The 1,154-nt window shown below is 56.6% G+C and carries 1 tRNA gene and 1 pseudogene; both read left to right on the top strand.

Going from position 1 to position 1,154, the window contains the following annotated elements:
* The first annotated feature begins 439 nt into the window (after positions 1-439).
* Positions 440-528: transfer RNA gene (locus CWO89_RS46690), tRNA-Lys, on the top strand.
* 252 nt (positions 529-780) lie between these two features.
* Positions 781-882, top strand: a pseudogene (locus CWO89_RS48680) (CopG family transcriptional regulator); the annotation flags it as partial.
* Positions 883-1,154: the final 272 nt, after the last annotated feature.

Raw genomic sequence — 1,154 nt, 5'->3', positions numbered from 1 at the left:
CCCCGCGCCAACAAGCCTTTGGAACTTGGCCGCTAAGTCCATCGCGAAGCGTGAGGAGTGTCGCGCAATCTACCTCGCGACAGAAAGCCATCGATCAGAATTCGAATCCATAGGCCGAGCGTTCAGTAATGGCCGCTCAATAGGGACTGCCGTTGCAGAACGATGGAGCGAGCAATGGCAAGCGATTTCGTAGAAAGGGTCGCTATAGTCGCCAAGCGGACGTTTGAGCTGATGGCCATGTAGGCGCAAGGCCAAAAGCCACCATGAGGACTGCTTTGGCCTCAAAAATTCGGTGTCGGTAGCGGAAAGCGCGGATTGCTTACTCGCGGGGAATGAGACGGAGCAACAGCTTAGGTTTCGAGGTGCATGGATAGTCCAGAGCAAAGACAGTGCAATATGATCGTGCGACGAACGCCCATTTTCGGCTGGATAAGCCCAGGGGTGCGACCGGCAAGTCATTGATTGTTCTCAACCCGGAGCTGTCTCTTAATCAGCGGGTCCCAGGTTCGAGCGCTGGTGCGCCCACCAAGCTTTTCAATAGCTTAGGTATCTTGCGAGGCGGCCATTCCGACAAGCGGTCAGCGGCTATTCCGACAAACCAGCTGCTTTTGTTCGCTCCTCGCGACGCTTCTTAGTGCCTGAGATCAGTTGCTTGCGTGTGCGTTTTGCGTAAGTCGGCAATTGCCGCGCCGATCGATGACGGCCCGCCGCGCGCAATTCAGCGTCCGTGAGATCGCTATCGGCCGTTTTCATCAATTGAGAGGGCTGATCTCCGAAGTACGCTACGACGCGTTTATCGCCGCGCTAGGGCGGCGGCTCGCAAATGGGCCCAAGCTTCGCCACGAAGTCTCAGATGATGTCTCTCACCCTGTGGGCGAATGACCGAATTCGGAACCTTGCAGTCGCTTTGCCGGACGAGCTCGAACGACTGCTCTTGGCGAAAGCGAACCTGGGTGGGGTTCCACTTTCCGCGACACAGCTAGTCACTTTGCGACGCTACAGGAGCACATGCCGCAATGTTACGTCGCTAGTCGTAGCAAAGTGGAGTATTGCGTGCGCCAGATCCTCGTCATCAATAGTAGCGTCTCGGGCGAAGCGTCCGTATCACGGGTCCTCGTCGAGGACTGTCAATCGGCGTTCAAATTTGACCCCCC

Source organism: Bradyrhizobium sp. Leo170, from assembly GCF_004296405.1.
Taxonomy (GTDB): domain Bacteria; phylum Pseudomonadota; class Alphaproteobacteria; order Rhizobiales; family Xanthobacteraceae; genus Bradyrhizobium.
The sequence above is the reverse complement of the archived record's forward strand: the minus strand, read 5'-3'. Positions and strand labels throughout refer to the sequence as shown.